Consider the following 10,672-nt stretch of genomic DNA (forward strand, 5'->3'; position numbering starts at 1 on the left):
GGCATTTGCCGCGCGTCACTATGCGGGTGCAGATCTGTTGACGGTGGCGCGCAGTTCCGATTTGATAACTGGCCGCAAGATGTCAGCAGAGCCTTTGGGCGTCATGGAGTGGTATGCGCTTAGCGGACTTCATTGAGCAGCACCATGGGCGCATCCTCGAAGCGTGGGAAGGGATTGCGGCAACCCTGCCGCCGTTCGTCGACGGCAGGGTTGCATCGGCGGACCTCCGTGAGCACGTGGGCCGAATGCTCGACGCTATGGTGGCCGATATGAGATCGCGCGCCCGCGTGGCGCTGAGCGATCCCTCGGTGGGCGTGCCCGACGTTGGTGGTGCATCGGAGCATGGACTGGCCCGGCATGCTGCCGGACTTTCGTTGATCGCGATGGCCGCCGAGTTCCGTGCGCTTCGCGCTGTGGTCTCCCGAATGTGGCTTGGCTCGGATTTCGTGCGCACAGCTCAGGCGCTCGACGATCTCGTTCGGTTCAACGAAGCTTTGGATCAGTTGACTGCCTCTGCGGTGCTGGCGTTCTCGCAAGCGGTTGAACGTGATCGGGCGTTGCTGATGGGCATCGTGGCGCACGATCTGCGTGGACCTCTTCACACGGCGTCCATGGCGTTGCACATTCTGGCCCAGCGGCATCCCGCTGCCAGGGAAGACGCCGCGCTGGGACAGGCGAAACGTTCGCTCGCTCGCATGCTCCCCATGGTGGACGACCTTCTGGGTGTAGCAGCTGCGGGGATGCGCGCTCAATTGCCTGTGCGACCGCAGGCTATGGACCTGAAGGCGCTAGTACAGGAAATACTAGCCGAAGCCGCGGGGGAGTTTCCGGAGCACGCGTTCGCGCTGGAAGCGGTCGAGTCGATCTCCGGGTTTTGGGACCGCGCGCGCCTGGGGCAGCTGATCTCAAACCTGGTGCGTAACGCGGCCGCACACGGAGTCGCCTCGGGCACCATTCGCGTTAGCTTGCATCGCGAGGGTGAGGAGGTCGTTCTCGCGGTTCACAACACCGGTGCGGTCATTCCAGAGCACGAGCGTCAGTCCCTGTTTTCTGGCGATGCGCGGGCGGTGAACGCACGAAATGGCCACCATCTAGGATTGGGGCTCTTCATCGTCAACGAAATCACCCGAGGCCACGGTGGACGGGTCAGCGTGACATCCAACGCGGAATCGGGAACAGTTTTCTCAGTAGTGCTGCCCATAGACCCGGAACCCGATCTCGCCGCTTCCGGCCCCGCCTGAGTCCGACAACCCAAGTCCTCGTTCGGCGCCCTGGTTCAGAACATACCAGGCCATCTAAAGGAACGCGCGAGGCAACCGCGCTAAAAGCCGCGCCAAAACATCAAGGTCGATGGGTTTGGCCAAGTGTTCGACCATGCCGGCTTCCACGGAACGTTGGCGCATGTCTGGGGTATTCCAGCTCGTCAAAGCGACCAACCAAACCGCGTCAAATTCCCTCTGTGCGCGCAGACGGCGTGCAACTTCGTGACCGTTGAAATCGGGGAGGTCGAGGTCGAGCAGTACCAGCGTAGGACGAAAAGCCAACGCCTGTTCCAACGCGGCTGAGCCCGTCGCGGCTACGCGCACTTCGACACCCAAGTGCGCCAGGCCAAGCGCTGTCACCCGCGCCACATCAGGCTGGTCTTCTACCAACAAAACGCGGTGGTTCTCAGGCGACGCGCCTCCGCTCGACCGACTCCCTTCTTCTGCAAGCAGTGTGAACTTCACGGGGTCTCCCGATCCTGCGTTCGCCGGCCTTGGCGCATCGTCGAACGATGAAGTGTTGTCCTTTTTCATGGTCTGTTCGCCGCTCGGTGGACGCATTCGTAAGGGATTGGGTGTATGCAGGTTGTAAGCGCCAGCCGAGGCAATGGAAGGCTGCAGTTAGGCGAGCCCAGCGGCACAACGATGGTAGGGCAAGTAAACGGTACCCTCGTGAGGCACAACCGCCAGGTATTACCCGTGGCGGCTCCACGCTGGCCCGCATTGCATCCGCCGCAACCTGATCCGAAAGGTCATTGGTGCCAGAAAATAACGCGGTAGCTCCGCGTGGTCTTTCGTGCCCTCGATCAACGGGGTGAGGTATTCCACTTTGTATTCCGATCGGATCTGTCAGCGTGCGGGCACCTGGCACAGGGGCTCGGGCTGGGCGGGAGCTCGCGAGCTAGATGCCCGCTTGAGCGGGCGGCAGAGTTGGTCCGTCCAGGTCTCGCTTACGGTAGAAGAAGTGCTTGATCAACTCCACCAAGCCCACGTAGGCGAAAGTCACGACGATCAAGTAGCCGAAGAACCATAAGGGTGGTGCTACGAAACCGAACCAATGTCCAACCGGAGACAGGGGCAGAGCGACGGCGATGATCACAGCAACCAACGCCAGGCCGACCAACAATCGATGGGGACGGCTGTTGTAGAGCCGACGGCGTGTGCGGATGGCGACGACAATCAGCACCTGAGTGACGAGAGACTCGACGAACCAGCCTGTCTGAAACAGGGCCTCTCCAGCATCGAACAACCTCAGGAGCACGTAGAACGTTATCAGATCGAAAAGTGAGCTGGCCGACCCGAACACCAGCATGAAGCGCTCGATCATCATCCGCAGCTTGTACGCCACGACGCATCACATGACTCGTGCCGCCCTCGCGCAAACCGAGGGCTTCGCAGAGCGCAACCAGATGAGCTTGCGCTTCAGAGCGATTCCTCCCTGTTGCCCGTATGGAGGAACGCTGGCGTTCGACCAGGCTGAAATGCGCGAGCTCCTCGCCTACGGCCAGCGCTGCGCTGAGGAAGGACGAATTTGGCTTGACGCCAAGAGAGCCCTTGCGCCGGTGGCGCCGACTCAGCGCGGCTTTCCGTCTGACAGACTTTGCGCGCGATTGCCGTAGCGGTCCTGATTGCGAGCGGCAGGCTGCGTCGAACAACGACCACCGATCGCCCACCGAAAACCTGCGCGTTTTCAACGCGTTAGCGTCGGCATCCTGGATGGCAATCGGCAAGAACTGCAGGCGCAGACAGAAGTTCGGCTAAAGTGAGTTGCCCAACTTTGTCGTCTCAACCCCGCATGGCCCCAGGCAAGGCGTATCGATTCGGCGAGTTTCTCCTCCGCCCCGCAACGCGCCAGTTCCTGCGCAAAGGCGAGGCCCTGGCCGTGCCGGTTCTCCTGTTCGACTGCCTGGTGTATTTGATCGAGAACCGCACGCGTGCCGTGGGACGAGACGAACTGAGCTCGGCCGTCTGGGGGAGGACCGACGTTTCAGAAGCGCAGCTGACGCAAACCATTTTGCGTGCACGCCGTTTGCTCAACGAAGAAAGCGGTGCGACCAGTTGTATCCGCACCATTCCCAAGTTCGGGTATCACTGGGTCGGCGACGTTCAGGTCGACACGGACGTTGAACCGTCCGCTCCCACGCCTCCTTCATCGGCCCTCGTCGAGAACGAGGAGCCTTCGCCTGCCAACACGCCCCGCCAGTGGCAATGGCAATGGCGCCGCTGGCTGGGGTGGATGGCGATCATCGCGGCGGCAGCGGGAATCGGTCTGGCCTGGATGCACGCCGCTCCGCAGCCGCAGGTCGCTGCCGATAAGGTCCGTGCTGGGATTCTCGTGCTTCCGCTCGATGTTGCATCGAACGACGACGCAGCCTGGGTGCGGCTGGGCGCGATGGACGTCGTTGCCGAACGATTGCGGGGGGCAGGGGTCGCGGTCCCGCCCAGCGAAGACACGTTGGCTCTGATGCGCGCCAACGGCAGCAGTAAGGAGCCTGCGGATTTCCTGCGCCGCACCGGCGTGGCTTGGGTGATTTCCGGTCGTGCGGAACGCAGTCCGAACGGCTGGCGCGTCCATCTCGACGCAACGAGCGCCGCGGGCATCGGATACGAGGCATCGAACGAAGAAGACGAGGTGCTTCCCGCCCTGCGGGCCAGCACCGACGCGCTGCTCGGTCAACTCGGCATCAAGTCGGCCGATTCTCCGAGCGGGGACGAAGCCCTGGAAGAAACGATTCAGCGCGCGCAGGCCGCCATGCTGGCGAACGACCTGTCCACGGCACAGCGCATCCTGACGCAAGCGCCGGCGCGCGTGTCGGAGCAGCCCGAACTGCGCTACCAAGTTGCCGTGCTCGCGTTTCGCGCGGGGCGCCTGGGCGACGCGGAGAACGAATGGCAGGGTTTGCTGAGCGACGAGTCGACGGCGAACAAGCCCTACCTGCGGGCACGCGTGCATTACGGCATCGGCGCGGTTGCGATGATGCGCGATGACGCCAACAAGGCCGAGCAATCGTTCGACACGGCGCTGAAACTGCTGGCCGGTCGGGAAAACCTGCTCGAATACGGCAAGGCGTTGGGCGGACGCGGCGGCGCACGGTTTACGCTCGGCCGTGCCCAGGAAGGCATGGACGACATGAGTCGCGCCCGGATCGTTCTGGAGCAGGCCGGCGATCGGCTTGCCCTGGCCCGTTTGAACGTCTCTTACGGCATCGCGGCTACCGCTCGCGGTCGACCGCGAGCGGCCATCCCAGTGCTGATCGACGCTCTTACCGCCCTACAGCCCTTTGGTGCGGTGAACGAACGCGCTCATGCCTACTCGGCGCTGGTCAACGCCCACCTCGCGCTCTTGGATCATCCGAAGGCCGCGGCCGCCAACGACGCGGCGCGAGCGCTGCTGCCGCTCATCGGCGACCCGCTGAACCGCGCAGAAACCCTGATCGACCGCACGGCAATCCTGCTGTCCGAAGGACGCATCGATGAGGCGGCCTTGCAATTTGCGGAACTCGACGCGCTCGACCTGACGCCTTTCGCAAGCCTGGATGGCCGGCGGTTGGAAATGCACGTCCGTTGGTCCTGGAGCCGTGGCGATGCGCAGGCCACGTCGGATCGGGCAACCCTGGCGATCGACAGGCTGGCCGCGGTCGATGCGGCAACCGCGGGGGAGATGGTCCTGATACGCCAGCGCGCCCTGCTGGCGCTTGGGAGAACCGAGGATGCCCAAGTCGCCCTGCGCGGTCTGCCCGCCGCGCTGAGCGCACCGCGCCCCGGTTCCGTGCCTCTTGGTGTGCAGCTGGCCCGAGCAGAGCTGGCGGCGGCCCAGGGCGATGCGAGCGCGGCCGACAGCGCGTTTGCCGCAGCCGCGTCCGAGGTCGATGCCGACGACGTTCCCGCGCGCGCGCTGCTGCTTGCGGCCTCGCACGTGCCCGTGCTCCTGGCCCAGGAACGATGGGACGCCGCCAGCGCCTTGGTCGGCCGTCTGCCGGAGGCCGCAGACCGCGACTTCGAGGGAGCGCTGATCCGTGTCCGGCTCTACCACACCCTCGGCCGCAACCCGCAGTGGGCGGACGCGTTGCAGCGCGCGCAGGCGCTGGCCGGCCAGCGACCCATCCCGGCTCTGCTGCTGGTCCCGCCGCTTGCCCGCCCTCTACCCCGTGGAAGTTAGGCGTGACGCCGCTGGTTGGCCGCCTGTTGGCGTTTGGTTAGATCGCGCAAAGCCTGCGGCAACCTGATGCGCAGGACAAACTCATCGAACTCCCGAGAATGAAAACCGATCGCGCCGGGGCTACGGGGCCTGGGCTGAGCGATGCCGTCATAGGCGGTGGTGGGTTCACTCAATCTGGGGACAGCGACACGATGAACACGATGAAAACAGCGCACGAGCGATCGGAGCCTTCCCGGCGCGGACAGCGGAGCGCCATTGAAGGCAGCCGGCGTCACGGAACCACGCCGTGGGTGCGCCTGCTGCAGGTGGCCGCTTTGTGCTGGGGGGCGTTGGGCGCGTCTGCAGGGGCCCAGGCTGGCGGATCGGCACAGGTCCACTTGGAAAGGAGCGAAATCGTCGAGTATTGGCTGTGGGCCAGCGGCGTTGCGGTTTCCGGCACCGGGTTCGCCCCGTCGACGACGGTCGACGTGACGATCACCGATCCGAACGGCGGAACCCGGCCCTTTGCCGCGCCGACCGACGCGGCCGGCGCGTTCAACACCCGTGTGAACGCTATGAAGATTCGCTCGGTGCTGGGAACGCACCAGGTGTCCGCCGTTGACCCTTCCGGCGGCAACGCTCAGGCGTCGCTGTCGGTCGTCCGCGATCCGGACGAGGTGTTGAACGTGACGGCCGGACCGGCCGAGATGCCGCTCACGCAGTTCGCATCGGGTACGCGGGTCCACATCGGCGGCCTGACCCCGAACGGTCGCGTGCGCATCAACCTCGCTGACCCGGCCGACAACATCGGCGAGCTGATGGTCACCACCCCACTGTTCGCCGACGCGAACGGGGCGTTCGATTTCCTGCTCGACCCGAAGACGGAGATATGGGGTTTCGGCGTCGTCGCCATCGTCCCGACGGAAGGCGTGTGGATGCTGAGCGCGCACGGGTTGGCCGGCGGCAACGAGCTACGGGGCTCGGCGACGTTCCGCCTGCTGCCGGACGCCCCGAGCCCGAACGCGTACTGCGCCATCAGCATGACGCAGCAGGCCCAGCCGATCACGCGCGTCCGATTCGCCGGTATCGATAAGGCCTCGGCGGCCGACTCGCCGGATGGCTACGAGAACTTCACGAGCACGCACGGTGCGGTGACGGCCGGACGAACCTACACGATGCGCTTGAAGGGCAAGGCGGACCAGTCGTTTGAAGCGAACACGTATACGGTGTTCTTCGACTGGAACCGCAACGGCGTCCTCGACGAGCCGAACGAGATTTACAGCGCGGGCTCTCTCATCGGCTCGACCGGCAGCGATGGCATGGAAGTCGTGTACGACGTCGCTGTGCCGGGCGGCGCGCAAGCGGGACCGACGCGCATGCGCGTGCTGAAGGTGTATTCGCCGTCGTCGTTCTCGATGTACTGGCCCTCCGGCGGGTGCGGCAGCTACCGAGCGGGGCAGGTTGAGGACTACACCGTGGATGTTGTAAGCGCGGATGCGGTCTTCGCGAACGGCTTCGAGACGGGCGCGACGGCTGTCGCGCCTACGCTTCGGAAAAACTTTGCTGCGCCCAGCGTGGCAACGAACACGCCGATGCGCTTGACGATTACGCTCGCTAACGCAAACGCGACACCGGCGACCCTAACGTCCGACCTCGTCGACGTGTTCCCGAACGGTCTCGTCTCGGCGGCTGGCGCGTCGACGACGTGCATCGGCGGGCCGGGCATCGCGCAGACCGGCGCGTCGGTGACGCTGAGCGCCGGCGCTTCGATCCCGGCCGCGGGTTCGTGCACGATCGCGCTCGACGTTGCCGCAACGGTTGCCGGTAATCTGACTAACACGATTCCGGCAGGCGGGCTCGTGACCGATGCCGGCACCAACGCGAACGCCGCGACGGCGACGGTGGCCGCGGTCACGCCGCCGACGTTGACCAAGAACTTCGCCGTGCCGAGCATCGCGACGAACACGCCGACACGCCTGACGATCACGCTCGCGAACACAAACCCGTCACCGGCCACGCTAACGTCCGACCTCGTTGATGCGTTCCCGAACGGCTTGGTTTCAGCGGCGAACGCGTCGACGACGTGCATCGGCGGTCCGGGCATCACGCAGACCGGCACGTCGGTCACGCTACGCGCCGGCGCCGCAATCCCGGCTGCGGGTTCGTGCACGATCGCGCTCGACGTCGCCGCAACGGTTGCCGGTAGTCTCACCAACACGATTCCGACCGGCGGTCTGGTCACCAACGTCGGCAGCAACGCGTCCGCCGCGGCGGCAACGCTGACTGCTACGTCGCCCTAACTACGCGCCACCCGTCGACGCAGTCGATCGAGCTCGGCAACCGGATGGAATTCGGTTGCCGAGTGTTCGCGTCTGGGAACGCGGGTACAAATCAGAGCGCGCCGTGCGTGACGTCTCGCCGAAGCGTTCGACGCGTGCCCGCGCCTACGCGCGCTGCGTCGATGCTGCGTATGCTTGCAGAATACTTGGATTCATTGCTTGGGCTGTCGCACGTGGTCTCGAGTTCACGGCTTGCGTACGAGTAGGCGAGAAGGGCTGCACGCTCGGTGGGCTGAATATTTTCGCCACGCATCGCAGTGACGAGTATTCAAAAAGACGTTCTTTTGCCGCCACGTTTTTGCAAGCTGCTTGTTCGTGTCGAGCACGGAATAGGTGGTTTTCGACGAGCATGCCACCTCCTCATCGCGAGCTGCTGTGCTTCAGATATGTTCGGGAGCAACGTCGTGATGGGGGAGGGCGCACGGCACAGTAAGGCGCTTTGTCGTTCGATTCTCGCGACGCCTGCGGTTTCCAAGGAGCGTTTCGGTGCAATACGTCAGGACGATCCGCCACGGCACCAGTCCGCAGCGATGGCGTTCATTTCCCACGCCGAGCCGAGAGCCAGCTTGCTCTTGATGCTCTCGCGGTGCGACTCGACGGTCTTCACGCTGATGCCCATCTGAGTTGCAACGTCCGAGGCGCCAAAACCCTTACCGATGGCTACAAAAACCTCCATCTCGCGGGCGGTCAAGTTCGGTTTTGGCGGTTTCAGTGATTGCCGGACGGGGCAACACAGGCAGAGCATCTGCTTCGCATCCATGGTCGGCAGTTGACAGCGAGAAACCAAGTCGATGAGCGGAAGATAGTTTTTAGCTTGTACGAAATAGCTGATATAGCCACAAGCCACTTGGGAAGTGGCGTGCGCGTTTGCGCCCAGGTGTGGCCTCGACCCGAATGCGATCAAGCGCGTACGAATATCGGTCTCAAGCAAGAATTGTCGGGCTGTTTGCACCCATTCCGGAGCGATGACGACGACTTCGGGTGCCTGCCTTCGCAAAGCAACCAAACCGTCATCCAGCGAAAGTGCAGTGGCCAGAACGTGCAGTTCGGAGCGAGACGACAACGCTACAGTCAGCCCCACCGTCGCAACCTCGGAAGGGACCATGATGAGGAGGGTGATCTCCCGATAGCGGCTATCGCTCATTCGCACAACCATTGTTGTCCACCAGATTTTCGATGCGATTTTCCGTGCGATGGCGCCCGAAAAGTGAAAATAACTGTGACGGAATATTTTGACTTGACATAAAACATCGCGTTGCCAGTGTTTCTCGCCAAGCGGATCGGGGGATCCCCCATGGTGGGTTTTACCACTTCTTGCCTATGCTGAGGTCACGTTGCGAATGCCCAGCGGCTGAGTTCCTTCGCCGCCCTCAACGGCGCTGGATATGGGCTGTACGCGCTGCGCTGCGCGACTGGATCGACACAACGTTAAAACGGACCGCTCAGCTTGGGTGGTCCCACAGGGTTCCGCTGCAACTGCCTCTTCAGGGGAGGAAGTGATGCCAGGGATTGATACGACCGGTGGTTGCGCTGTCGGGAACGTGGCTGCGGTTTCCGCCCCACAAGCCGAAGCGCTCCACCCCTATGCTGGCTACCTCCAGGCTTTCTTTGCGACCTCGCCGGCCATGGAGCTGGTAAGCCTCTGTTACGTCGACGGGCGTCCGTTGGCGACCGTCGGCGAAGCTCCGCCGAACCACGCAGAGCGGGTTGCTGCCATGGCCAGCTCGTTCCTTGCCCTGAGCGAAACCTTCGCCAAAGAGGCATCGCACGGGCGTTGTTCCTACGCGACGATCACATCGGCTCAGGGACTTCTCGTGGCGGTGCGCGTTCCGTCGCCCAAGCAGTTGCACGTTCTGTGCGCTGCAGCCAGCCGGAGCGATAACTTGGCGATGATCTTGCGCCGTACCCTCGACTGCGCGGACTCGTTGGCAACAGTTCTTCCGTAACTTCTCTTCAATTTTCCCCGAAAGTAACCGTGGGCCGTGCGTCTCGCCCGGCCTCTATTTCTCCATTTTCAATAGGAATACCAGTCATGGCAAAAATCAGTCTCGAAACCCTTCGTAGCATTGATGGCTACGTTGCCTCCGCGTTGGTCGATGGTGAAAGCGGCATGCTCCTGGCAGGAGATGGCGGCGGCATCAACCTCGAGGTTGCTGCGGCCGGCAACACCGAAGTCATCCGCGCCAAGCGAAGGGTCGCCAACAGCCTCAAGTTGAACGACACGATCGAAGATGTCCTGATCAGCCTCACAAAGCAGTACCACTTGCTGCGTCCGCTGGAGTCGAATCAAAAGCTTTTCCTCTACGTGGTTCTGGATCGCACGAAGGCCAACTTGGCCATGGCTCGGCATGAACTTCGGTCGTTCGAAAAAGCGATCGATTTTTCCTGATTGCCCCATCGCAGCGTCATCGGATCCTCATCCTCGGCGGCCCGGGTCGCCCAACATCGGGACAGCCTTATGCGCATCGACCTTCGAACCGCGGCGCTGACCGATTCGGAAGACCAGAGAGTGAGGATCGCTGCGAGCCTTTTGGGTGCGGTTCGCATCGAAGCGAAACCGTCGCCGTGGGACGGCACGCGGTGCGATGTGGTCATCGTGAACGCCGACGACGCGTACGGCCGGCAGGTCCTGGCGCTGGCGCAAAAGCGTGGCATCGGACTCGTCGCTTACGCGTCGCAGATCATGCATTTTGACCAAGCGTTGAACCGCCCCGAGATTCCCGGAGACTCCGGATTGTGAGTCACGCCGTCATGGCGGACTCGCGGATTGCTGCGTAGTAGCGTGCCTCGGCTTCTGCCGGTGGAATGTAGCCGATCGGCCCGAGCAGCCGTCGACGATTGAACCAGTCGACCCAGACGAGTGTGGCCAGTTCGACCGCCTGCGCATCGGGCCATGACGTTCTGCGGTGGATCACTTCGGCTTTGTACAGCCC

At 63.4% G+C, this 10,672-nt stretch carries 10 protein-coding genes and 1 pseudogene; 7 read left to right on the forward strand and 4 right to left on the reverse strand.

Features of this window, described 5'->3' with window-relative positions; genetic code table 11:
* Nucleotides 1-113 precede the first annotated feature (113 nt).
* Entirely contained in the window at nucleotides 114-1,241 is a 1,128-nt protein-coding gene (locus DFR29_RS07325) for a sensor histidine kinase (protein ID WP_133817932.1), read from the forward strand.
* A gap of 54 nt (nucleotides 1,242-1,295) precedes the next feature.
* Here the strand turns inward: DFR29_RS07325 and DFR29_RS07330 are convergent, their stop codons facing one another.
* Both DFR29_RS07330 and DFR29_RS07335 read right to left on the reverse strand, forming a co-directional pair.
* Complete coding sequence (locus DFR29_RS07330) at nucleotides 1,296-1,796, reverse strand: response regulator (protein ID WP_166653940.1); 501 nt, start codon at nucleotides 1,794-1,796, stop codon at nucleotides 1,296-1,298.
* 367 nt (nucleotides 1,797-2,163) lie between these two features.
* Entirely contained in the window at nucleotides 2,164-2,589 is a 426-nt protein-coding gene (locus DFR29_RS07335) for a cation transporting ATPase C-terminal domain-containing protein (RefSeq protein WP_208113528.1), read from the reverse strand.
* On the opposite strand from DFR29_RS07335, the gene DFR29_RS07340 reads away from it, so the two are divergent.
* The 3 genes from DFR29_RS07340 (at nucleotide 2,573) to DFR29_RS07350 (ending at nucleotide 7,700) form a co-directional block, all read left to right on the forward strand.
* On the forward strand, nucleotides 2,573-2,881 hold the full coding sequence (locus tag DFR29_RS07340; protein WP_133817935.1) for a hypothetical protein: 309 nt from the start codon (nucleotides 2,573-2,575) through the stop codon (nucleotides 2,879-2,881). The two genes, DFR29_RS07335 and DFR29_RS07340, sit on opposite strands and share 17 nt — an antisense overlap.
* Before the next feature lie 176 nt (nucleotides 2,882-3,057).
* Complete coding sequence (locus tag DFR29_RS07345) at nucleotides 3,058-5,421, forward strand: winged helix-turn-helix domain-containing protein (protein WP_133817936.1); 2,364 nt, start codon at nucleotides 3,058-3,060, stop codon at nucleotides 5,419-5,421.
* 191 nt (nucleotides 5,422-5,612) lie between these two features.
* Nucleotides 5,613-7,700 carry a DUF7933 domain-containing protein gene (locus DFR29_RS07350; protein WP_133817937.1) on the forward strand — a complete coding sequence of 696 codons (2,088 nt, stop codon included), beginning with the start codon at nucleotides 5,613-5,615 and terminating at the stop codon, nucleotides 7,698-7,700.
* 535 nt (nucleotides 7,701-8,235) lie between these two features.
* Here the strand turns inward: DFR29_RS07350 and DFR29_RS07355 are convergent.
* On the reverse strand, nucleotides 8,236-8,883 hold the full coding sequence (locus DFR29_RS07355; protein WP_166653941.1) for a response regulator transcription factor: 648 nt from the start codon (nucleotides 8,881-8,883) through the stop codon (nucleotides 8,236-8,238).
* A 355-nt stretch (nucleotides 8,884-9,238) separates the two neighbouring features.
* On the opposite strand from DFR29_RS07355, the gene DFR29_RS07360 reads away from it, so the two are divergent.
* The 3 genes from DFR29_RS07360 to DFR29_RS07370 all read left to right on the forward strand — a co-directional run bounded on the left by DFR29_RS07360 (nucleotide 9,239) and on the right by DFR29_RS07370 (nucleotide 10,479).
* Complete coding sequence (locus tag DFR29_RS07360) at nucleotides 9,239-9,685, forward strand: roadblock/LC7 domain-containing protein (RefSeq protein ID WP_166653942.1); 447 nt, start codon at nucleotides 9,239-9,241, stop codon at nucleotides 9,683-9,685.
* A gap of 86 nt (nucleotides 9,686-9,771) precedes the next feature.
* Nucleotides 9,772-10,128 (forward strand): roadblock/LC7 domain-containing protein, encoded by a 357-nt coding sequence (locus DFR29_RS07365; RefSeq protein ID WP_133817940.1) that lies wholly within the window; start codon nucleotides 9,772-9,774, stop codon nucleotides 10,126-10,128.
* A 69-nt stretch (nucleotides 10,129-10,197) separates the two neighbouring features.
* Nucleotides 10,198-10,479 carry a hypothetical protein gene (locus DFR29_RS07370; RefSeq protein ID WP_133817941.1) on the forward strand — a complete coding sequence of 94 codons (282 nt, stop codon included), beginning with the start codon at nucleotides 10,198-10,200 and terminating at the stop codon, nucleotides 10,477-10,479.
* A 1-nt stretch (nucleotide 10,480) separates the two neighbouring features.
* Here the strand turns inward: DFR29_RS07370 and DFR29_RS07375 are convergent.
* Nucleotides 10,481-10,672, reverse strand: a pseudogene (locus DFR29_RS07375) (IS3 family transposase); the annotation flags it as partial.

The sequence above is a fragment of the Tahibacter aquaticus genome (assembly GCF_004363655.1).
Classification (GTDB): Bacteria; Pseudomonadota; Gammaproteobacteria; order Xanthomonadales; family Rhodanobacteraceae; genus Tahibacter; species Tahibacter aquaticus.

Bases quoted from the DNA above. Each gene is read 5' to 3' on its own strand.
- DFR29_RS07350 (WP_133817937.1), top strand. From the start codon at position 5,613: ATGAACACGATGAAAACAGCGCACGAGCGATCGGAGCCTTCCCGGCGC.
- DFR29_RS07370 (WP_133817941.1), top strand. From the start codon at position 10,198: ATGCGCATCGACCTTCGAACCGCGGCGCTGACCGATTCGGAAGACCAG.
- DFR29_RS07365 (WP_133817940.1), top strand. From the start codon at position 9,772: ATGGCAAAAATCAGTCTCGAAACCCTTCGTAGCATTGATGGCTACGTT.
- DFR29_RS07335 (WP_208113528.1), bottom strand. From the start codon at position 2,589: ATGATCGAGCGCTTCATGCTGGTGTTCGGGTCGGCCAGCTCACTTTTC.
- DFR29_RS07345 (WP_133817936.1), top strand. From the start codon at position 3,058: ATGGCCCCAGGCAAGGCGTATCGATTCGGCGAGTTTCTCCTCCGCCCC.
- DFR29_RS07355 (WP_166653941.1), bottom strand. From the start codon at position 8,883: ATGAGCGATAGCCGCTATCGGGAGATCACCCTCCTCATCATGGTCCCT.
- DFR29_RS07340 (WP_133817935.1), top strand. From the start codon at position 2,573: ATGAAGCGCTCGATCATCATCCGCAGCTTGTACGCCACGACGCATCAC.
- DFR29_RS07330 (WP_166653940.1), bottom strand. From the start codon at position 1,796: ATGAAAAAGGACAACACTTCATCGTTCGACGATGCGCCAAGGCCGGCG.
- DFR29_RS07325 (WP_133817932.1), top strand. From the start codon at position 114: ATGCGCTTAGCGGACTTCATTGAGCAGCACCATGGGCGCATCCTCGAA.
- DFR29_RS07360 (WP_166653942.1), top strand. From the start codon at position 9,239: ATGCCAGGGATTGATACGACCGGTGGTTGCGCTGTCGGGAACGTGGCT.